Genomic DNA, 1,513 nt, shown 5'->3' on the forward strand with positions numbered 1-1,513 from the left:
GCTGCTTCACCGTTTTCCCGGTGGGGTCAGCATTTTTTCTTCACGGAGAGTTTGATCCTGGCTCAGGATGAACGCTGGCGGCGTGCTTAACACATGCAAGTCGAACGGTGAAGCTCCAGCTTGCTGGAGTGGATCAGTGGCGAACGGGTGAGTAACACGTGAGCAACCTGCCCCGGACTCTGGGATAACAGTTGGAAACAGCTGCTAATACCGGATACGCACCATACAGGCATCTGTTGTGGTGGGAAAGATTTTTTGGTTCGGGATGGGCTCGCGGCCTATCAGCTTGTTGGTGAGGTAATGGCTCACCAAGGCGTCGACGGGTAGCCGGCCTGAGAGGGTGACCGGCCACACTGGGACTGAGACACGGCCCAGACTCCTACGGGAGGCAGCAGTGGGGAATATTGCACAATGGGCGGAAGCCTGATGCAGCAACGCCGCGTGAGGGATGACGGCCTTCGGGTTGTAAACCTCTTTTAGCAGGGAAGAAGCGAGAGTGACGGTACCTGCAGAAAAAGCGCCGGCTAACTACGTGCCAGCAGCCGCGGTAATACGTAGGGCGCAAGCGTTATCCGGAATTATTGGGCGTAAAGAGCTCGTAGGCGGTCTGTCGCGTCTGCTGTGAAAACCCGAGGCTCAACCTCGGGCCTGCAGTGGGTACGGGCAGACTAGAGTGCGGTAGGGGAGATTGGAATTCCTGGTGTAGCGGTGGAATGCGCAGATATCAGGAGGAACACCGATGGCGAAGGCAGATCTCTGGGCCGTAACTGACGCTGAGGAGCGAAAGGGTGGGGAGCAAACAGGCTTAGATACCCTGGTAGTCCACCCCGTAAACGTTGGGAACTAGTTGTGGGGACCTTTCCACGGTCTCCGTGACGCAGCTAACGCATTAAGTTCCCCGCCTGGGGAGTACGGCCGCAAGGCTAAAACTCAAAGGAATTGACGGGGACCCGCACAAGCGGCGGAGCATGCGGATTAATTCGATGCAACGCGAAGAACCTTACCAAGGCTTGACATATAGAGGAAAGGTCTGGAAACAGTCCCCCCGCAAGGTCTCTATACAGGTGGTGCATGGTTGTCGTCAGCTCGTGTCGTGAGATGTTGGGTTAAGTCCCGCAACGAGCGCAACCCTCGTTCTATGTTGCCAGCACGTAATGGTGGGAACTCATGGGATACTGCCGGGGTCAACTCGGAGGAAGGTGGGGATGACGTCAAATCATCATGCCCCTTATGTCTTGGGCTTCACGCATGCTACAATGGCCGGTACAAAGGGCTGCAATACCGTGAGGTGGAGCGAATCCCAAAAAGCCGGTCCCAGTTCGGATTGAGGTCTGCAACTCGACCTCATGAAGTCGGAGTCGCTAGTAATCGCAGATCAGCAACGCTGCGGTGAATACGTTCCCGGGTCTTGTACACACCGCCCGTCAAGTCATGAAAGTCGGTAACACCTGAAGCCGGTGGCCTAACCCTTGTGGAGGGAGCCGTCGAAGGTGGGATCGGTAATTAGGACTAA

Annotated in this window: 1 rRNA gene; it reads left to right on the top strand. The window is 56.2% G+C overall.

From position 1 onward, the window contains the following. Positions 1-39: 39 nt before the first annotated feature. A 16S ribosomal RNA gene (locus tag ACYVGN_RS13420) occupies positions 40-1,513 on the top strand; the annotation flags it as partial.

Source organism: Microbacterium lacusdiani, from assembly GCF_054779895.1.